The sequence below is a fragment of the Pseudomonas helleri genome (assembly GCF_045830615.1).
Lineage (GTDB): Bacteria > Pseudomonadota > Gammaproteobacteria > Pseudomonadales > Pseudomonadaceae > Aquipseudomonas > Aquipseudomonas helleri.
The window spans coordinates 3,221,498-3,241,378 of the sequence record NZ_CP174501.1; the positions used below are offsets into that span (position 1 = coordinate 3,221,498).

Consider the following 19,881-nt stretch of genomic DNA (forward strand, 5'->3'; position numbering starts at 1 on the left):
ACGCAGGGGTGCTGCCCGAATCAGAAGTTCACAGTGGCGGACAATCGCGCGGTTCGCGGCGCACCCTGGAATACGTAGTCGTCGCCCATGTAGGCCCCCACGTCACGCCAGTAGCGTTTGTCGAACAGGTTGTCGACGGTCAGGCGAAACACTGTGTCGTAACCTTCGATGTTGGTGCTGTAGCGGCTGCCGACATCGAACACGGTGTAACCGGCGGCTTTGACGCTGCCCTGCTGATTGGCATATTTGCTGGCGCTGTATTGCCCGCCGCCCAGCAAGGCCAACCCCGGCACCCCCGGGATGCTGTAGTCAGCGTGCAGGCTGGCGCGCAGGTTCGGGACGTTGATGGCTTGATGCCCGTCATAGGCGTCGGTGCCGCTGTCGCTGACCCGGGCGCGAATGGCGGCAACACTGGCGGCGATTTGCAGGTTAGTGCTCACGTAGCCATTGGCCGATAACTCGATCCCGGTGTTTTTCTGCTTGCCCTGCTGCACGTAGGTGAAGCTGCCGTCGCCGTTAGGTTTGTTGTACTGGTAGTCCTGGCTGATCTGGAACAGCGCGGCAGTCAGGCTCAGGTTTTGCCAGTCGTGCTTGACCCCCAGTTCGAGTTGGCGCGAGGTGGTGGGCGCGAGGATTTCACTGGCATTGGTGCTGAACCAGGCCGCCTGGCCGCCCAGTGACAAGCCCTTGCTGTAGCTGAGGTACACCGAGGTATCTAGCCATGGCTTGTAGATCAAAGCCGCTTGCGGCAAAAACTCCGAGCGTTGGGTATGCCGATTGGTCGACCCGTCGCTGTCATAGGCTTTTTCGTCGAGGCGAATCTGCCGCCCGCCGAGCACGGTTTGCCACTGCTCGTTGAAACTGATGCGGTCGGTCACGAACACGCCGTATTGGCGGCTGTCGAGATGGCGGTAAGTGTGGCCCGGGGTGCCGTCATACGGATCCAGCGGTTCAGGGGTGGAGCCAATCGTGCCGGAACCGATCATCTGGTTGAACTCAGGGCGGCTGTCGAGCACCCGGCGAAATGCGCTGCTGCCCACCGTCAGTTCGTGCTTGAGCGAACCGGTGTCGAACTGGCCGCTGAGTGCCAGTTGCGCCTCATCATTGCGCCGCGTGTCATCAGGGTTGCGGTAGTCATAAATGTCGTAGTTGCCTTCTGGGCTGAAGGTGTTCGGCACGGCGGCGTCGGCGCAACTGGCCGAGCCATAGCAGCCCCAGGCGAAGGTGCTGTAGTCATCAATCACCACCCGGCTGCGCGAAGCGCTGAAGCTGGCTTTCCAGTTCTCGTTGAAGCGGTACTCGTACAAGCCGTCCATGTTCAGCGAGTTGATGGTCACCGGCTTCGACCAGCTTTGATAAGCCAGCAGATCGTGAGGGTTGACGTGATGAGGCAGCTCAGTGCCGCCCAGCAACTGATAACCCGGCACCGAGCGCTGTTGACGGCGCTGGTACTCGGCATTCAATTGCAACGTGCTGTTGGGGTCGATGTTCCAGTCCAGCGCCAGCGAGGCAAAATCGCGCTTGCCGTCGGCATGGTCGACATAGGAATGGATGTCTTCATGGGCCAGGTTGGTGCGGATACCCACCTGCTGCTCGCTGCCGAACCAGCCACCCAAATCAGTCGCCAGATAACTGCCGCCCTGATCGGTGGTCGATACCGTCACCGAGTGCACATTTTCCGGGCGTTTGGTCACGTAGTTGACCAGGCCGCCAGGCTCGGACACGCCACTTTGCAGGCCCGCCAGGCCTTTGAGCACTTCGACCTGCTGCTTGTTTTCCAGGCCGACGTTTTGCTCGCCGGTGATGGTGCGGCCATTGATCTTGTAACTGCTGGCCGAGTTCAAAGAGAAGCCGCGCACCTCAAAGTTTTCGTAGTAACCAATCGGCGCATAGCTTTCGCCCACAGAGGCGTCATTGCGCAGGACTTCGCTGAGCAGGCGCGCTTGCTGATCCTTGATCTGCTGATCGGTGATCACGCTGATTGCTGCGGGCGTGTCGAGCAGCGGCGCCGAGTCAAAACCGCCGACCGAGGCGGAGGTGGCCTGATAACCGCTGTCGTGCTCGCCGACTACGGTTACGGCGTCCAGTTGAACGCTATTGGATGAAGCCGCCGGGCTGTCCGCCCATGCCCCTGCCGGCAGCAAGGTGGTGCCCACACCACAGGCCATCAACATGCCGGCGCGTAACAGATTTGGCGAAAACCGAGGGAGGGATAACTCGGCAGTTCGATACAACATGACCATGAAAGCTCCTTAACGGGCACCGCCGTCACCGGCGCTATTTGCCAGGCACGGTGCCGCAAACGCGCCAGAACTGCAAAGCCCCGGTACTACTTGGATTGATTGGCCAGTGCCCGAAGGCCCGTGGACGTCAGGCCGGAGCTGCTCCGGTGGTCATTGGCAAGCGCGGGTCGGCGGCCCATTCCTGGAGGGAACCGTCGTAGATATAGACGTCGCAGCGACCGACTAATGTAAGGGCCAGCGCCTGCGCGGCGGCAGAAATACCGCCCCCGCAGTACACCACCACGGGTGCCGCGGCCTGCAACAGCGGCGCCAGCACCTCACGCAAAGCATGGGGTTCGAGGTAGCGACCGTGGTCATCGAACACACTGCGGGCTGGCACATTGAGGCTGCCCGGAATATGCCCGCGACGGGCATAACGGGTCACGGCGCTGCCCTCGAACAAACCGGCAGACAAGGCACAGACCAGGGTCGCGGAGCGCTCCCCGGCGAGTACGGCCTCAACGCCTGCACGGTCGATCCACAAGCCTTCGACAAAGGCTGGCAGCCACTGGCTTGGCTGCGACACCTGCGCCCCGCTCTGCTCGGGCAAACCAGCGCGCTGCCAGGCCCTGAAACCGCCGTCCAGCACCTGGCTGTGCAGGCCGACACTGCGCAGCATCCACCACAGCCGCGCCGCCCAGAATCCGTCATTACGGTCGTAGATCACCACCCGCCTTTGTGGGCTGATACCCAGTTGCGTCAAGCCGTCCGCCAACTGCGCAATGCCCGGCAAGGCAAAACTGAACGACGCTTGCTGATCTGCCAGAGCGCCGTACAAGTCGGCATGCAACGCCCCCGGAATGTGTGCCTGCAGCCAGCCATCGCGACCGCTGCGCACTTGATAGTCGCCATCAAAACGCGGTGCTGGCAGTTCAACCGTGGCGTCGATGATCAACAGATCCGGGTCGTTCAACGCCGCATGCAGGGCCTGCGGGCAGATCAACGGGCTGTTCCCGGCGTCGCTCATGGTTGCTCACCCTCTTCGGCGCGGGCGGCCAAATCGTGCAGATGAGCCAGCAGGCGTTGACCTTCTGCGCCGTTAAACCAGCGCGTATGGCCGATCAAGTAAACCTCGTAGGCCACCGTGGCATTGGCCTCGGAACCGACGATGCCCTGGTAATAGGCGACTTCTGACAACGCAAAATCGGTGTGCACCAGCGGCAGCAAGGCCGCCAGGGTCAAAAAGTCTTGGGCCTTCAAAGGCCGCACACTGTGGTAGCCCTGCAAGATAGCGTCGACGGACTCCAGCGAGGCGGCAGCGCTGCCGCCGATGTCCAGGTCCAGCCAGGGAATGCTGTTGCGCTCCACAGCCGTGGCCAGATCGAACAAGGCAAAGGTCTGATCGGCCAAACCAAAATCCAGCACGCTGCTGACCTGGCTGTCTGGCTGCGTGGTGTCCCAGAGCAGATTGGAGGCATGCCAGTCGTTGTGGGTCCACAAGGGCTGTTGCGTGGCGAGCAACGGATACAACTGCTGATGAAAAGGCAGGTGCAGGCTTTGCAGGTCAGCACGCCAATCGCGCTGGCTCAAGTACGCCGCCAGTGCCGGATCATTCACGCAGGCCGCTTCGATGGCCGCAATCGGATCGGGCTGGCTGAACAGACGGAAGTTGGCCAACAGCACCGGCGCCTGACGCGGCGGCGCGGTAAAACCGCTGGCAGCGTCATGCAAACGGGCCAGGCTCTGCCCGGCTGCCCAGGCATGTTGATACGCCTGAAACGGCGTCCACGACAGCGCCTCACGGTAGAGGTCTTGCCCGGCAGCGATCTGGTGCACTTCATACGTCCACTCGCCAAGGGCAATGGCCGTATCGCCCTCAGCACTGCTCAGCACTTGGGCCACCGGCGCGCCGTTGCCACGCAGATGGGCCATAAAGCGATGCTCTTCGCGCAACCACTCCGGCTCACGCACCGAGCGGTGATGACGTTTGACAAACAGCGGCTGCTCACTGGTGGTGATCAGGCAGGCCGCCGAGAAAGGACGCGGGCTGTGCCAATTGACTTCACGCAGACGGCCGGCCGCCGGGTAGTGACTGAGCAGTTGCTCAATCGCCGCATCGCCAATCGCTGGCCAGTCGGCTTGTACCGGCTCCAGTCCCACGCCATGAGCACTGCTGCGCGCGTCTGCCATCAGAGCGTCTCCGGCAGGTAGGCATTGGTGGTTGCGCCACGCCAGGCGTGTGCGTCGTTCAGCACCTGATGCTCATGCAGCCACTGGGCATAAGGTTGCAGCAAGCTCTCGCGCTGCTCGCCCCAACGGCCTTGGTGCAGCCAGGTCGGGGCGATGTGCTGCAAAGACTGCGCGAGCAGTTCTCGGGGGAAATACGGCGTGGCGAGTTCGTAAGCTTGCAGCGCGCTCAACGGGTCTTGCGCGGCGGCCAGATAACCGCGAGCAGTGACGGCAAGGAAGGCGCGGGTCAGTTCAGGGTCAGCGGCCAGGGTGTCTTCGTGGGCGCCGAGCAAATAGCTGTGATACGCCGGGGCACCGATGTCATCCACCGGCCACACCACGCGACGCTCTTCGGCAACCGGGCTGGCCATCAACGCTTCCCAGGCCCAGTAACCGCCAAAACTGGCATCAGCGGCACCGGCGGCCAACTCCTCGGGACGCAGTTCGCGCACGCCGCTGTCGACGATGATGACCGCATCCGGATCGCCGCCATCGGCTGCCACCAGGTGACGCACCATGGCCAGACCGCGTGGGGTCGGGTTCAACGCCAGGCGGCGCCCGGCCAGATCACGGGGCCGGGTAATGCCCGAGTCGGTGAGGGTTTGAATCGACTCCAGGCCGCGATGGTTGATCGCCGCAATGCCGCGCAATGGCTGGCCCAAGGCGCGACGCACCAATAAGCGGTTGCTGGGGAACAAACCGAAGTGCACAGCTTTGCCGAGCAAGTGATCCAGCGTGTCGCCACGCCATGGGTCATGCACCACCAGTTCAACGTCCAGACCGGCGTCGCTGTACCAACCCTTTTCACGGGCCAGATAAAGCCCGGCCGAGTTCGGCCAGGGGTGGAAATATTCGAGCATTACGCGTACGCCAATCATTACCGCGCTCCTGCCCTGCCACTCAACGGTGAAGGGCGCTGTTTTTTGAGTAGGCGATTTATAAAGGTGAAATCTGGTCTATACCAATATCGTTTTTTGCTATGGATATAGCTGTTTTGGTTTTGCTGGCGCCATGTACTCGGTGCGTAGGAGGGGCCCGTCTACGACGCCGTGCTGTCGCGCAGCAAACAGGCCACTGTAGTCGCTGACGAGGTACGAAGGCTGCGATCGGCTGCGTGCAGCCGTAAAACCATCCACCTCGGGATTCTTGGGTACATATCCATTGCTGCGGCAACGGCTACTTAGGGTTCCGCCCTTACGGCGCGTCACTTTGAAAGCGCAAAGTAACCAAACGCTTTTTGCCCCAACCCCTCAAGCGTGGTTTAACGGGGCCTCTTAGATCAAGATCAAAAGCCAGATCAAGATCAAAAGATCGCGAGGCAAGCTCGCTCCTACGGGGGTTAGTTTATAAAGATGCTCGACCCGGCAGCGGTGACTCGCGCAGCAGGTCTATGACGATGCGAACCCGGGCGGTCATCGCCGGGGACGCTGGCCATACCGCATGAATCGGCAAACCCGGTGCCTGATACGCTTGCAACAACGCCACCAAGGCACCCGTCTTGATCTGTGCATCGACCAACCAACCGGGCAACTGTGCCACTCCGTGGCCGTTGAGAGCCGCAGCTGCAACGGCTTCCATGTCCCCCAGACGCAATCGCGCAGGTAGTTGCAACAGGCTCGTGCGGCCCTGCAAGCCGCTAAAATGCCAGCCCTCGACACGCCCGTTGCGCAGCGTTCCAATGCAGGCATGGCTGGCCAGGTCTGCGGGAGATTGCGGCTGACCATGCGCCTGCAAATAGGCCGGTGACGCACATACCACCAGGCTTTGGCTGCCTATATGTCTGGCCGCCAAGGTGGTGCTGTCTTCCAGCGTGCCAATGCGAACCGCCAGGTCGTAACCCTCTTCGGCAAAGTCCACCGCGCGGCTGGAGAAGACCATTTCAAGTTCAAGTGCCGGGTACTGCGCTGCCAATTTCAAGAGCAACGGCGCAATCCAGTAGCGCCCCAGCAAGACCGGAACAGCCATGCGCAATCGCCCGGAAGGCACGCGACGACGCTCGCTTAAAGAGGACTGCGCGCGTTGTAATTCCTCCAGCGCCAGCACGCAGCTGTCATAAAACGCCAGCCCTTCATCCGTCAGCGACAGGCTGCGGGTGGTGCGGTGCAGCAATCGCGCGTCCAGCCGTTGTTCAAGCCGCGACACCGCTTTGCCAATGCCCGAAGGTGTCTGCCCCAATTGGCGGGCAGCGCCACTGAAACTGCCGGTTTGCACAGCCGCGACAAACGCTTGAATACCGGTCAATCCTTCTACTGAAACCATGGCTGAGGCCTTTTCTATTTGAGACTTATAGTCCTGAGAGCTTGGTATTTATAGCTGAACTGCGGATTAAACCTCACAGATAAAATACGCAAACTTCTTTTGCACGAGTCTTGTCTGCCATGTCTTCTGCTTTCAAAACCCACAGCCGCTGGCTGGCGTTGGGGGGCATTTCCATTGCCAGCTTTCTGGGCTGCATCGACTTCACCATCGTTAACACCGCGATACCGGCGATTCAAACCGAGTTGAGTGCGAGCATCGATCAAAGCCAATGGGTGGTGACGATGTTTGTCATGGCGCTCTGTTCATTCATGGTCGCAGCCGGGCGGCTGGCGGATCTGTATGGCCGCCGTGGCGCGCTGTATGCCGGCATGCTGGTGTTTGCCCTGGCGTCATTGGGTGCTGGCTTGTCGACTTCAATCGGCATGCTGATTGCCTGGCGCTTTGTGCAAGGCCTGGCCTGCGCCGTGCTCTACACCACCTCGGCCAACCTGGTGGCCGATGCGTTCGCGCCCCGGCAGCGTGGCATGGCCCTGGGGCTTCTGTTTGCCGCCAATGGCCTGGGGCTGGCAGCGGGCCCGGTTGCCGGCGGGTTACTGGTGGCGGCATGGGGCTGGCGCTCGGTGTTTTTACTCAATGTGCCCTTGATCGTGCTCGCTTTTGCGCTGTGCCTGGGGCAGTTGCAAGCCTCACGCCCACCTGCAACGACGCAAAAGCTCGACATCCCCGGCTTGCTCCTGCTCATGCTGGGCATCCCCGGCCTGCTGCTGTTGATCAACCATGCCGGTGAATGGGGCTGGGGGTCTGTTCAGACGCTGCTGCTGGCGGGGGGCACGGTGGTGGTGCTGGGCCTGTTTATTCGCATCGAGCTAAGGGCTGAACAACCGTTGGTAAACCTCGGGATTTTTACTAACCGGCGCTTTATAGCGGCCAGTATTGCGACGTTTTGCCTGGCGTTTTTTTACTGCGCGGCGTTTTTTCTCATGCCGTTGTATCTGGGTTTTATCCGCGGGCAGGACAGCGCGGGCATTGGCTGGATGCTCCTGCCGACGACCTTGGTGATGGCTGCAGTATCCCCGCTCGCCGGACGACTGGTTGATCGCTACACCACCACGCCAGTGTTGATTGCGGGCCTGCTGTTTCTGGCGCTGTCGGCGCTGATTCAGTCGCGTTTTACCCTGAACAGTGATCTGTCCACGGTGTTGCTGGCATTTGCCTGTATGGGTATCGGTTGGGGATGCATGCTCGGCCCTTCGACCATGGCGGCCTTGTCTTCGGTGCCAGAACAACTGGGCGCAGTCGCGATGGGCACGTCATGGACCTTGCATAACCTGGGCGGCGCGCTGGGCGTGACGATTGCTACGGCGCTGTATACCTCGGTGACATCGTCCGCGGGCGTGTGGACACAGGTGGTTTTTTTATCGGGTTTTCAGGCCGCGATGGGCTTGCTGGTCGGTGTTTCACTAGCAGGAGGGCTGGCAGTGCTGGCCTTGAGCCGTCGACCGGGCATGACTGCGCCAGCGCAGACGTGATCTGGTGAGTAGAACACTCACTCCAGTTGCTGCTTGATCGCCTGCAAAACGATGCGTGACAAGCGCTCGACAGCCACGGATCTTTCCGCCTGCTGATAGCGCAAGGTCAAGGCGATGCTCGGCAGTTCCGGCAGTCCTAGGTGCTGCTCGTCAAGCACGCAGGTGCCGGCCTGCAAGCCCAGGCGGGTTCTGATGGTGTAGCCCAGACCTGCCTGGGTGGCGGCTGCCAGGCCGGGCAAGCTGGAGCTGGTGAACGCCACCCGCCAGTCGATGCCTTGACGGCTCAACGCCTCGGTGCCCGCCGTGTGAAACGGGCAAGGGGTGTCAAACATGATCAGCGGCAGGGGCTCCGCTAAATGGGCTTTCCAGGCGAGTGACTGCTGTTCGGAGCCGATCCAGCGCATGGGTAAACGGGCGATGGTTTCACTGCGCCGGGCGCCCTCGCCCCACACCACTGCCATGTCCAGCGCACCGGACTCCAGACGGCTGAGCAAATCGGCATTGCGGGCAATTTGCGCCTCGACCCGGACCTGCGGATGGGCACGGGTAAATTGCCCCAGCACCGAGGGCAGAAAACCGCTCAAATCTTCTTGCAGGCCGAATCGCACCCAACCTTGCAGGGACGCCTCTGAAACCGCAAACAGCGCTTCGTCATTCAGACTCAGCAAGCGCCGCGCATAGTCCAGCAATTGCTCGCCCGCCTGAGTCAACTCAAGCCCCCTGCCCGCCTTGCGCAGCAACGGCGCACCCACTTGGGCCTCGAGCTTTTTCATCTGGGCGCTGATGGCCGATGTCGAGCGCGCCAGCTTGTCCGCCGCTGCCGCAAAGCTCCCTGACTCAACCCCGCAGACGAAGCTGCGCAACACATCAAGGTCGAAACTGACTGGTCGCATAATCATCCTGTTTTTCGGGATTATTTTATAAATTAATTGATTTTACGCACGATCATGGCATGGGACGCTGGCCGCTCACAAGTCACCCAACGGGAGAGCGTCAATGCCACTCAATCAACAACATCGCTGGAAAGTACTGGCTGCGGGAGTTGGCGCGAACGTCAGTTTTTCCTGCGTGGTCGGCGGTGTACCGGCCACGGCGGTGTATCTGCGCAGCAGCTATCAGTTATCGAACAGTGAACTGGGGCTGGCACTGGGTATTCTCGGACTCGGCATTGCCGTGAGTGAAATCCCTTGGGGTTTGCTGACCGACCGCTGGGGCGACCGGCCTGTGCTGCTGACAGGCTTGTTGAGCGCTGCGCTGTCTTTACTCTTGCTCGCGGCTTTTGCCGGGCATGCCCCCACCGCGCTGGGATTGTGTCTTGGACTGTTCGCCACCGGCGTGTTGGGCAGCAGCGTCAACGGCGCCAGTGGCCGGGCGATCATGCTGTGGTTTCAGGAGCGCGAACGCGGGCTGGCCATGAGCATTCGGCAAACCGCCGTACCCACCGGCTATGCATTGGGCGCAATCGTTTTGCCCTGGCTCGCCCACACCTATGGGTTCAGCGCGGTGTTTGCTGCTGCCGCGGCGTTGTGCCTGCTGTGCAGTGGCCTGGTCTGGCGCTGGATTCATGAGCCAGAAATCGCCCAGACCAAGCCTGCGCTCAAGCGTGTCAGCCCGCTGCGTGATCTGAACGTATGGCGCGCCGTGCTCGCCATCAGCCTGCTCTGCGCACCGCAATTCACTCTGGTGACCTATGCCGTGGTGTTCTTCCACGATGGCGTCGGCCTGAGTGTGGCGACGGCTTCGCTAGCGCTGGCAGTGATCCAGGCCGGCGCCATTGTCGGCCGTTTGTGGAGCGGCCACTGGACCGATCAACGCAATAACCGCCCGACCTTTCTAAAAGCCTGCGCCTTGTTCAGCGCCGCAGCGTTCCTTGGGCTGAGCATCGCCAGCGGCGTACTGCCAATGCCTTCCGCACTGGCCAGCGTGGTGCTGCCCGCCGTGCTGATCGTTGCCGGTTCGCTGGTGTCGATCTGGCACGGTGTGGCCTACGCCGAACTGGCCACCCTTGCCGGGGCCCAACGCTCAGGCACGGCCATCGCCATGGGCAACAGCGGCGCCTTCCTCGGTTTGTTCCTCGCACCCCTCGTTGCGTCTGCCGCCGTGAGCCAGTGGGGATGGGAAGCGCTCTGGGCACTGTGCGCGTTGTGCGCGCTGGTGGCGGCCTTGTTATTTGCCGTGCAAAACCGGTAGCAACACCTTCACTTCGAGCCCGCCGTCAGGGCGATTGCAGAGGGTTAGTGTGCCGCCCTGCCCCAACACAATCGCTCTGGCGGCTGACAAGCCCAAGCCCACCCCACCGGTGTTTTTATTGCGCGAGCCTTCAAGGCGAAAGAACGGTGCGAACACCTGTTCCTGGCTCTCAGGTGCAATCCCCGGGCCTCGGTCAAGTACCAGCAGGGTCACCTGCTGGTCGTCTGCGCTCAGCTCAATTGTCGGTTCTTTAGCGTATTTGACGGCGTTGTCCAGCAAGTTGCCCACCACCCGCTTGATGCCCATGGGCCGACCAAAAAAGACCAGATGCTGCGGGCTGCTGATTGCGATGTCGATGGACTGATCGCGGTAGTCGTCCGTCAGGGTCCGCAGCAGTTCTGCCAGATCAAATGAGGTCGCCTGCTCAAGGCGGGCGTCGTCGCGAAAGAACTCCAGGCTGGCATTGATCATGGCCTGCATCTCGTCGACATCGCGAAACAGCCGCTGCTGTTGCTCGGAGTCTTCAATGAACTCGCCGCGCAGACGCATGCGCGTCAGCGGCGTGCGAAGGTCATGGGAAATGGCCGCCAGCATTTGCGTGCGGTCGTTGATGAAATGCTGCAATTGCCCCTGCATGGCATTGAACGCAACGATCACCTGGCGGATTTCTATAGGCCCAACCGGTTCAATTGGCGGAGCGCCGAAGTCTGCGCCGAAACGCCGGGCCCCTTCGGCAAAATGGCGCAACGGTTTGGCCAGATGACGCGTCGCAATCAGCGCGACCAGAACGGTGGAGATCAGCACCAGGACGATCAGAATCAAGTTGCGCTGCCACTCCCCCAGCCCCCAACTGCGCGCTGCTGCGCTGAACATCAACCAGGAGCCATCAGACAATTGCACGACCAAGGCGTAATAACCGTGTCCCTGCGGCCAATCGTCGGGGTTGTAGACCTCCAGTTGCTGTTCAGGCTTGCCCAACAGTTGCCTGCCCTCGGGCGTGACGGTTCGACGCAGATCATCATGGAGCACTGGCAAGTGCATTTCTTGATGCGTGGCGTGCCAACTGACGGTGGATTTGGCGTTACTCGCCGTAGCTGCCAGATGCGCACGCAGCCCAGGGGGCGCGGCTTCAATCAGGTGCGTGGTTAACGCGGTGCGTTCGAGCAAGCCTATTTCGCTCAAGGGCGGGTAAGCCCAAACGCCGGCCAGTTGGGTAAACAGGGCATTGAAGGCCAGCGCAGTGAGCATGGCGGCAAGCGTGGTCAGGGCGATCCAGCGCGTGAGGGTGTCGTGCGTGCGCAGGCTCCAGCCTGAAAACCAGCGCTTCACTTACGAACCACGCCGAGTGTGAACAGGTAGCCGACGTTGCGTACCGTACGAATCATCTCTACCCCGTTGCTGTCGAACTCCAGCTTGCGCCGCAAGCGGCTGACCTGAACGTCGATGCTGCGATCAAACGCTTCATGGGCAGGACCGCGGGCCAAATCCAGCAACACTTCACGGGTCAGAATGCGCTGCGGGTGCTCCAGAAAAACCAGTAGCAAATCAAACTCGCCCGCCGACAGCGGGATCATTACTTGCTGCGGCGAGCGTAACTCGCGGCGCGTGAGGTCCAGTTGCCAATTGGCAAACACAAGGATTGGCCGCGGCACTTCGCCGGTCACCGGCTGGCTGTCGGCCGCCCGGCGCAGCACCGCACGAACCCGGGCCAGAAGCTCGCGGGCGTCAAAAGGTTTGCTCAGGTAATCGTCGGCCCCCATTTCCAGGCCAACCACCCGGTCACTCAACTCGCCCATGGCGGTCAGCATGATAACGGGCGTGGAATACTGCTGGCGCAGGCGTTGGCACAGGGCCAGACCGTTTTCTCCGGGCAACATCAAGTCAAGAATGATCAAGTCGGGTGACTGGATCGCCACGGCCGCCCACAGCGCCGCGCCATCGATAGCGACCTGCACCGAATAACCGTGCTGCTCAAAGAATTTTTTCAGTAGCGCAAGGACCTCAAGGTCATCGTCTACGATCAACAGACTGCTCACCGGCGCATCACTTAAGTTCTGTAAGAATTCATATCTAAAACTATTCAGCGCGCCCCGTCATATATTTCAACTTGGCAACAAAGCAGACATACACGCGCAAAACGCGGGTGCGAGCATCAGCCTCCCGCGATCGAGAAGGTGTGCCATGTCTGCTGATAATTCACCCATGCTGCTGGAGCAACGCCTGGTAAAAAGTGACACCGCCACCCTGCAATGCAGTGAAACCAGCCTGTGCCTGTCGGATGATCGGGATGAAATCGTGCTCACTCGCTACATTGAGCATTACAGCCTCGACGACGTGCACTGGGTTGAGCGCACTCATCGGGTGCCGGTAAGCGCGCTGCTCAAATGGATGATGTCGCAGGGTGAAGCGCTGACCGTAAGGCAGGGTCAGGACGGGGGCTAGCCCTCGTCTGGCGGCGGCTCCATTCCGTCCCACAACCAAGAGACACGTTCCCCCTCAAGCGTCGGCATCACCACCCCATAGTTCATGTGCACCCGGATGCCCTCTTTGCGCTCAAAGATATACGCACCCGGATAAGGGCAAGGTTCTCCGCTGCAGGCGCGCATCCTGGTGACCGTCCAGCGCCACAGAACCGTGCGACCTTGATGGGTGGGCAGTTTTTCGTTCAGGAGGCGAATGCACGAGATGCACGAATCGGTTTCCAGCTCCCAGCGACCTTCACGAGGCGCCGGTTCCTGACTGTGAGCATGGCGGGCGGGTTCGGGGGCGGTTTGATCCGCATCAAGCTGCCATAGGGTCAGTTGCCCCGCGGGTGCTGAATCAACGCTCGGCATGGTCTCGCCGGCCTTGAACGCGCGACGCGTATTGGTCTGACCCACCGCCAACCACCAACCGGCCTGAGTACAGGCCATGCCGGCAATGATCCGCTTGAGCTGTGGCATAAGCCCCTGCCCTGCCGCTTTGGCCGGTGGTGCGTTAAAGCGCTTTTGCGTTGATGGCCAGTCACTGTCTGCATCAAAACGGGCCAACCAGCGACGGCTGTCAGGGTCAGTGAAACGCTCGTTAGGGTCGCCTTCCCATTGACCAAGCCCCAACAAACCCATTTCGTCATTACGGATTGGTTTGAGGAGTTTGTTCAAAAGCATGGGCAGTTCCGGCACGCCCAGCTCGACCGGATACAGCTCAGGCTGCTCACCCAGTTCAATCCACAGGCCGCTGTGCAATTCGGTGATGCTGATGCGCGGATGGGCCAGGTTTTCCTGTACCTGCTTGCGGGTCAGATCAAGTTTTTCACGCCAGGGGTCAGACAACAGGAAGCCCCAGGTGGGTGGGCGAATGCCGTTTTCCAGATCGCTGTGCATGACAAAGTCGTAGTCGATATCCAGCCCATAGAAAGCAGGAGTCAATGATCGCTCCCAGGTTTCGATGGCCGAGCGCGTTCCGAACTGAAGCGGGTTGGCCATGGCGAAACCGCTGTAGACCTGATCAGCCTTCAGCAGGTCGATTGTCTTGAGCACAAAGCAGCGCCAGGCATCGCGGTTATCCAGCCACCACTGCCAGCGGTAATAGAACGTGATTGAAGAGTACGCCTGCATTTTGCCCTTGTAGGGATTAAACCAGTGGCGCCAGAAATACCCCGCAGTGGTGGGGGATGAGCGGTGGTTTTGCTCATCGGTAAAATTGAACAGAAAGGCCTCGGCCTCGTACGCCTCCATGGCTGCCTTGCGCAAATCCGGTATCCGTGAAGAGCCATAAGGGTATGGCCGCTCTGAAACCGGGTGAGTCGCAATGGTGTATGGCTTGCCAAGCATTTGTTCAAAAGCCTCATGGACGTCCAGCATCAGCAGTGTGGCCTCAACGTGATTTCCGGGCTTGGGTGGGAAGTAGAAGCTGATGAATGGGCTGACGCTGTGTCGTGCATAGTCCGTTCCCCAGTCCGTATTGGCCCACTCCTTGAGCTCTGCAATAAACTCTTGGCGCTCTTCTTCATCAAACAATCCATGAGTAGTACTCACGCTTACCTCCTGTTTTTGTTGCCTTTGGCTACTGGTGTCTGCTTCCCCGTGGTTTCAAACCCCGTGCAATCTTCCGGCACCCGCAGCAAGGCCACTTTCTCCCTGCCCGTTTTTATCGGGTTGATGCCCACAGTTGGCGTCATCAGTTCGACATAGGTTTCCAGTTGATTTTTCTTGGCCCAATCCCCCGGAAACTTGATTTCTACCGCTGCGAACACGTTTTCGGTTTCAAAAGGTTCATGGCGGTATTCAACAATCACCAGATCAGGCGCCAATAAACCTTTAGGTCTCGGCCAAAAGGGCTGTATGTCGCTGCCAAAGCGTTTAGGCCGTGTGGCGGGCTCGCCGAGCAAGGCCTTCTTGCTGGTGCCGTTGTAGTTGGGTTCGGACTTGAGCGGGCTGCGCCACTCCAGGGCTTCGTCGACAGCCTCAAAAAACAGCGAGGCGGTGAACTGCTTGAGTGCTATCTCAATCGTCGTTTCCACTGTGTCACCGGCGATTTTCTTGCGAATGCGCCGGGGCACCTTGATCGGCATCTGCAGGGCCACGGTGCAAACTTGGCTAATAGCGGGTCGAAAAGGCACCTTGCGTTCAATGTATTCCTTGAACTCTATGTTCTCCTGCCCCCTGCGCGAGACCGTGCTATTGCCGCCCCGGTCGACCACCGCAAACGTCGAACTTTTGGTGTCAATCTCTTGGGCCATGGCCTCGATGGTTGCTCTCAGGGTCTGCTTAATATGCTCCCTGCGCTGCTCGATTTCGCGCACGAGCTGAACCAGCTCAACAGCAGATTTGCCATTTTCAATGGTTTGGTTTGCCCGGTAGGCACGATATGCCCCGTCGACAATGCGACCAATAAGATGAATAAGAGGCGCTGGCATCAGTCAAGGTCCCCACCGTGCAGATCCAGAAACTCATCCGCAAAAATGTCCTTCGGATCAATGCTCTCGGCCGGTTCATCAATGCCTTTCAGATACGGCTGCCAAGTCTCAGTAACTCTCTGGTCTTCACGCATGACAGCTTTGTGCGCCTGGACAGATGTGCTGGCATCGGTCACCGTCCAGTCCGTTCCGCCCGCCGGGCACGTCAAGCCCTCGGTCAACAGTACCGCGCCCTTAGTGATGCGGTACCGATACCCTGCAAAAGCACGTTGATCGTTCTTCAGTAACGTATAGCGCCCCAGGTAGGCGCCCGGCGGTGCGGGAAGCACTGGAGTGCTGTCCAGTGGATTACCCGTGCCGAGGGGTGTTGAGGCCACCGGCCCTTTAATGTGGATGGCAAGGCCATCAAGGGTAATGCCATTACTGTCGAGGGTAATGCTGCCGCCGGGCGCCCTCAGGACAATGCGCTGACCTGCTGCAACATCGAACACCGTGGTGTTCTGCTCAATCAATTGCCCTGCCGACAGACTGTACCGATGGCGAACGGCGTGGCTCGACGAGCCACCGATTTGGCTATCACAGTTTGCAGCCACCTTGACGCTGCGGTTATTGGCAATCTCCTCGGTATGATCCCCGCCAATGCTGCTTCGGTAATGACGCCCCAAGGTTTGAATGCGATCACGACCTACTTTCAGCCTTTGGTCCTGACCAACCGCGACCCGCTCGTCATGCCCTACCCGTTCGGTCCGGTCACGACCAATCTCAAGGGTTTCATCCCGCGCCACCTGCTCCTTACGGTCATTGCCCACAAACGTCGTGTTGTCATGCTTGATGTAAACGTTCTTGTCCCGCTCGGCATGGATGTAAACCTCTTGCTGGCCCAGCTCATCCTCAAAGCGCAGTTCGTTAAACCCCGTGCCTTTGTGGGTGCGGCTTTTGATGGTCATGCGGGTTTTGTGTTTGGGCAGTTCGTAGGGCGGCAGGTTGGCCTGGCGGTAGGCCCTGCCGGTGGCGATGGGTTGGTCGGGGTCGCCGTCGAGGTAGCTGATGATCAGTTCCTGGCCGATGCGCGGCACGGCCATGGCGCCCCATAAGGTGCCCGCCCAGCCTTGGGTGACGCGGATCCAGCAGGAGCTGTGGTCGTTTTCCTGGCTGTCGCGGTCCCACGGGAAGCTGACTTTGACCCGGCCCCATTCGTCGCAGTAGATTTCTTCCCCCGGCGGGCCGACCACGGTGGCGGTGTGCGGGCCGTCGATGCAGGGTTTGGGCTGCAACGGGGCTTTCCACTCGGCGTCCCAGCGGATGGCGCTGGCCTTTAAATGGTAGGTGGTGCTGTAGTCGCTACCGCCGGCTTCTTCTTGCAGGCTGCTATGTTGTTTGCCGGTGTGCTCAAGGGCGATGCTGCGCCAGCGATCGTTGAAATCCGGGCGTGGGTGTTCGCTCAGGTCGAAGGCCAGACCGGGTTGCAGGCGGGCGTCGTCGCCTTCGAGTTCGGCCATGCGCGCGTCGCTGCGCAAGGCGTGAAGGCGGGTTTTAGTAAAAGGTTTACCCGCCGCATCGCGCTTGTAGCGGCCGGGGTAGTCGTAGCGCTCGTAATCCTTGTGCTGGTTTTTCAGGGCCAGGCCGCCATCGGCGGTGTGTTGCTGGTTGTAGCGCGGGTGAGTGAAGGTGTAATCGCGCTGCACTTGCCGAGAAGTGCGCACCTGTTCGGTGTAACTGAAGCGATGCAGGGCAGGCTCTGCCGAATCGCCGCCGCCCATGGGCTGGTAAAGCACCGGGCAGTCTTTGTGGGTGCCGATGGTGCCAAGCCCGCCGACGCGATCGGTGAGGATCAAGGTGTGGCCATCGGCGCGGTGTTCGAAGGTGTAAAGCAGGCCTTCCTCAGCGGCCAGGCGGGCAATAAAGTCGAGATCGGTTTCACCCGCCTGCACGCAGTATTCGCGGGTCTGGTGATCGAAACAGATCTGTTTTTCGAGGTCAGTGATGCGCTGGCCCTTGAGCACCAGGGCGATGATCTCGGGCACGGTTTTGTACTGAAACATCCGCCAGTTGGAGCGCAGGCCCGCGCGGGCCAAGGTCGGTTCGATCACCGCGTGGTAGCGGGTGCGGCGAAAACCGGTGTCGCCCTGACGGAACAGACTGACCAGACCATGGACATAGCGCACCGGCGTTTCGCCGCGCCACACCGTGAACAGCGCACCCAAATCGAGGACACGATTAAAGTCCACCGCCGGGTCGTGGCTGACCAGGTCCAGGGTTAATTTGAAGGGTTGCGACAAGCCTTCTTCGAGCTTGAACTCGACCACCTCAAAGGCATCGCCTTGCAGGGGCTCGAAGGTAAAACGCAGATCGCTTTGACGGGGCATGGGCGCTCCTGAGGCGGCAAGCACCCTACCCCGGATTTTTTACCGGTAGAAGGCAACTGGCACGGCGTGGATCTAGACCAAGGGAGGGAGGATTTTGACGGGCGCTAGCCCTGCTCTTGCCTGCCGAGCACAGGCAAGTGAACAGGACGTACTTTTGGAGTGGTGCCGGAGTATTGTTTCGACATTAGGGATGTCCTTTTTCCTATTCAGAATAAGGAACATTTAACCCTGTAAAGACCCAAGCTGTACTGTAGGCACGATAGCTTTATGGCGTGGGAATAGTCCTAGGAAAAGCCGCCCCGCCTAAGACGTCGCGCTATCGCGCAGGCCACCGAATATCTTCAGCATCCCCCAATCGGTCGCGTCTCCTTCCGGAGAGGCGTGGTGAGGGCTTTTAGATCAAAAGCCAGATCAAAAGATCGCGAGCAAGCTCGCTCCTACAGGGGCTTTAGAATCAATCCCATACTTTTTGGGGTGCGGTCTAGATAGAAATGGTCAATTTGGGCAGGATGCGCGGTTCATCTGCGAGCTCAGCGCATAAACGAAAAAACCCGCCTTTCGGCGGGTTTTTCGGACGATTCAGAAGCGCTGAAAGCGGCTCTGAATCTTTATCTGGCTCCACGACCTGGACTCGAACCAGGGACCCAATGATTAACAGTCATTTGCTCTACCAACTGAGCTATCGCGGAATGAGGGCTATCTTACTGATATCTAAAAAGAAGTCAACGCTTTGGCTGACTTCTCTCCAAAAATTTTTAGATGACCTTCACAATGGCGTCGGTTACGCCTTCGATGTTGCGCTGGTTCAGGGTTGCAACGCAGATCCGGCCAGTGTCGAGCGCGTAGATGCCGAACTCGGTGCGCAGGCGCCCTACTTGTTCAGCGGTCAGGCCAGAGTACGAGAACATGCCGCGCTGACGCGCAACAAAGCTGAAATCGTGGCCTGGTGCTTTTTTCGCGAGCAGTTCAACCATCTGACGGCGCATGCCGCTGATGCGCTCGCGCATTTCAGCCAGTTCGGCTTCCCACTTGGCACGCAGGTCCGGGCTGTTGAGAACGGCCGCGACAATGCTTGCACCGTGAGTCGGCGGGTTGGAGTAGTTGGTGCGGATCACACGCTTGACCTGGGACAGAACGCGAGCGCTCTCGTCTTTGGATTGGGTGACGATCGACAGTGCACCTACACGCTCGCCGTAGATCGAGAACGATTTGGAGAACGAGCTGGACACGAAGAAGCTCAGGCCCGAGTCAGCAAACAGACGCACGGCAGCGGCGTCTTCGGCGATGCCATCGCCAAAGCCCTGGTAAGCCATGTCCAGGAACGGGATCAGGCCCTTGGCTTTAACAACTTCCAGTACGTTCTGCCAGTCAGCCGGGGTCAGGTCAACGCCGGTCGGGTTGTGGCAGCAAGCGTGCAGCACAACGATCGAGCCGGCAGGCAGGGCGTTGAGGTCTTCGAGCATGCCAGCGCGGTTGACGTCATGGCTGGCGGCGTCGTAGTAACGGTAGTTCTGTACCGGGAAACCCGCGGCTTCGAACAGTGCGCGGTGGTTTTCCCAGCTTGGATCGCTGATGGCGACCACAGCGTCTGGCTGCAGTTGCTTGAGGAAGTCAGCACCGATTTTCAGCGCGCCCGTGCCACCAACCGATTGCGTGGTAATCACACGGCCAGCCGCCAACAGTGCCGAGTCAGCACCGAACAGCAGCTTCTGTACTGCCTGGTCGTAGGCTTGAATACCATCGATCGGCAAGTAGCCGCGCGAAGCGTGCTCTGCTGCCCGGATCGTTTCGGCTTCGATAACGGCACGCAAGAGTGGAATTCGTCCCTCTTCGTTGCAGTAAACACCGACCCCCAAATTCACTTTGTCGGTACGAGTATCGGCATTGAATGCTTCGTTGAGGCCCAGGATAGGATCGCGTGGTGCCATTTCGACAGCGGAGAACAGGCTCATTATTACGGCGGCTCTGAATGGATGATGGAGGGGTGACAACGCTCCAGCCGATTGCACTAGAGCGGTGCACAAACGGGGAGCAAGTATAAAGCTGATCAGGATTGGGGCAACAGGCGAAACCCGGTTTTGGCCAAGTATTTGAGTTTATTTTTGGCCCACTGGTCTAATTGCAATATTTGCCCAAACCGGCGTGCCAGCCTCACGCCTTGAAACAGTCAGTCACGATCTCCATATTTA

The 19,881-nt window shown here is 59.9% G+C and carries 15 protein-coding genes and 1 tRNA gene; 3 read left to right on the forward strand and 13 right to left on the reverse strand.

Translation table 11 applies throughout. The annotated features are described in order from the left end of the window. Positions 1 to 20: 20 nt before the first annotated feature. The 5 genes from ACJJU9_RS14295 to ACJJU9_RS14315 form a co-directional block, all read right to left on the reverse strand. Positions 21 to 2,243, reverse strand: coding sequence for a TonB-dependent siderophore receptor (locus tag ACJJU9_RS14295; RefSeq protein WP_407728808.1), 2,223 nt, complete (start codon positions 2,241 to 2,243; stop codon positions 21 to 23). A gap of 127 nt (positions 2,244 to 2,370) precedes the next feature. After that, the gene (locus ACJJU9_RS14300) at positions 2,371 to 3,249 is read right to left on the reverse strand and encodes a sulfurtransferase (protein ID WP_407728809.1); all 879 of its coding nucleotides are present in this window, start codon (positions 3,247 to 3,249) and stop codon (positions 2,371 to 2,373) included. Further along, positions 3,246 to 4,412, reverse strand: coding sequence for a phosphotransferase enzyme family protein (locus tag ACJJU9_RS14305; protein WP_407728810.1), 1,167 nt, complete (start codon positions 4,410 to 4,412; stop codon positions 3,246 to 3,248). Before ACJJU9_RS14305 ends, ACJJU9_RS14300 begins: the two co-directional genes overlap by 4 nt. Beyond that, on the reverse strand, positions 4,412 to 5,329 hold the full coding sequence (locus ACJJU9_RS14310; protein WP_153331399.1) for an ABC transporter substrate-binding protein: 918 nt from the start codon (positions 5,327 to 5,329) through the stop codon (positions 4,412 to 4,414). The genes ACJJU9_RS14305 and ACJJU9_RS14310 overlap by 1 nt, the downstream gene beginning before the upstream one ends. Positions 5,330 to 5,795: 466 nt before the next feature. Further along, a complete protein-coding gene (locus tag ACJJU9_RS14315) occupies positions 5,796 to 6,710 on the reverse strand; it encodes a LysR substrate-binding domain-containing protein (protein WP_407728811.1) in 915 nt (304 codons plus the stop codon). 119 nt (positions 6,711 to 6,829) lie between these two features. Here ACJJU9_RS14315 and ACJJU9_RS14320 point away from each other — a divergent pair, with 119 nt between their 5' ends. After that, positions 6,830 to 8,239 (forward strand): MFS transporter, encoded by a 1,410-nt coding sequence (locus ACJJU9_RS14320; protein ID WP_407728812.1) that lies wholly within the window; start codon positions 6,830 to 6,832, stop codon positions 8,237 to 8,239. Between the two features lie 17 nt (positions 8,240 to 8,256). Here the strand turns inward: ACJJU9_RS14320 and ACJJU9_RS14325 are convergent, their stop codons facing one another. After that, positions 8,257 to 9,132, reverse strand: a complete 876-nt coding sequence (locus tag ACJJU9_RS14325) for a LysR substrate-binding domain-containing protein (RefSeq protein ID WP_314914958.1) — start codon at positions 9,130 to 9,132, stop codon at positions 8,257 to 8,259. 103 nt (positions 9,133 to 9,235) lie between these two features. Between ACJJU9_RS14325 and ACJJU9_RS14330 the strand changes: the two genes are divergently transcribed. Further along, positions 9,236 to 10,429 carry an MFS transporter gene (locus ACJJU9_RS14330; RefSeq protein WP_407728813.1) on the forward strand — a complete coding sequence of 398 codons (1,194 nt, stop codon included), beginning with the start codon at positions 9,236 to 9,238 and terminating at the stop codon, positions 10,427 to 10,429. Here ACJJU9_RS14330 and ACJJU9_RS14335 read toward each other — a convergent pair. Together ACJJU9_RS14335 and ACJJU9_RS14340 are read right to left on the reverse strand one after the other, a co-directional pair. Continuing rightward, entirely contained in the window at positions 10,406 to 11,677 is a 1,272-nt protein-coding gene (locus ACJJU9_RS14335; RefSeq protein ID WP_407730996.1) for a sensor histidine kinase, read from the reverse strand. The genes ACJJU9_RS14330 and ACJJU9_RS14335 overlap by 24 nt on opposite strands. 77 nt (positions 11,678 to 11,754) lie before the next feature. Then, entirely contained in the window at positions 11,755 to 12,465 is a 711-nt protein-coding gene (locus ACJJU9_RS14340) for a response regulator (protein WP_048369177.1), read from the reverse strand. A 145-nt stretch (positions 12,466 to 12,610) separates the two neighbouring features. On the opposite strand from ACJJU9_RS14340, the gene ACJJU9_RS14345 reads away from it, so the two are divergent. Continuing rightward, on the forward strand, positions 12,611 to 12,871 hold the full coding sequence (locus ACJJU9_RS14345; protein WP_350582148.1) for a hypothetical protein: 261 nt from the start codon (positions 12,611 to 12,613) through the stop codon (positions 12,869 to 12,871). On the opposite strand, the gene ACJJU9_RS14350 is transcribed toward ACJJU9_RS14345, so the two are convergent. The 5 genes from ACJJU9_RS14350 to ACJJU9_RS14370 all read right to left on the reverse strand — a co-directional run bounded on the left by ACJJU9_RS14350 (position 12,868) and on the right by ACJJU9_RS14370 (position 19,644). Beyond that, the gene (locus ACJJU9_RS14350) at positions 12,868 to 14,445 is read right to left on the reverse strand and encodes a type VI immunity family protein (protein WP_407728814.1); all 1,578 of its coding nucleotides are present in this window, start codon (positions 14,443 to 14,445) and stop codon (positions 12,868 to 12,870) included. The genes ACJJU9_RS14345 and ACJJU9_RS14350 overlap by 4 nt on opposite strands. A gap of 2 nt (positions 14,446 to 14,447) precedes the next feature. Further along, positions 14,448 to 15,326, reverse strand: coding sequence for a VRR-NUC domain-containing protein (locus ACJJU9_RS14355; RefSeq protein WP_353231956.1), 879 nt, complete (start codon positions 15,324 to 15,326; stop codon positions 14,448 to 14,450). Next, positions 15,326 to 17,692 carry a type VI secretion system Vgr family protein gene (locus ACJJU9_RS14360; protein WP_407728815.1) on the reverse strand — a complete coding sequence of 789 codons (2,367 nt, stop codon included), beginning with the start codon at positions 17,690 to 17,692 and terminating at the stop codon, positions 15,326 to 15,328. The genes ACJJU9_RS14355 and ACJJU9_RS14360 overlap by 1 nt, the downstream gene beginning before the upstream one ends. Before the next feature lie 613 nt (positions 17,693 to 18,305). Next, positions 18,306 to 18,381 (reverse strand) — tRNA-Asn (locus ACJJU9_RS14365). A 66-nt stretch (positions 18,382 to 18,447) separates the two neighbouring features. Then, on the reverse strand, positions 18,448 to 19,644 hold the full coding sequence (locus tag ACJJU9_RS14370) for an amino acid aminotransferase (protein WP_048369183.1): 1,197 nt from the start codon (positions 19,642 to 19,644) through the stop codon (positions 18,448 to 18,450). Between the last annotated feature and the right edge of the window lie 237 nt (positions 19,645 to 19,881).